1 protein-coding gene is annotated in these 203 nt (G+C 32.5%); it reads left to right on the plus strand.

The annotated features are described in order from the left end of the window. Window positions 1-203, plus strand: a 203-nt coding sequence (locus FUA24_RS25930; RefSeq protein WP_246147150.1) for an OmpA/MotB family protein, incomplete at both ends; no start/stop codon positions are given.

Below are 203 nucleotides of genomic sequence, written 5' to 3' on the forward strand. Positions count from 1 at the left end.
AGATATTGAGGTAAATGTTGAAAAAGGTGTGGTATTTATTTCTATTGCCGATAAATTATTATTTAAAAGCGGTAGCTATATTGTAACATCGCAAGCTAAAGATGTATTAGCTAAAGTGGCTAAAGTAGTAAATAGCAAGCCTGATTTTGAGTGTATGGTTGAAGGACATACTGATAACGTACCTTACAGAAAAGAGCCTTTAT

It is taken from the genome of Seonamhaeicola marinus (assembly GCF_008085455.1).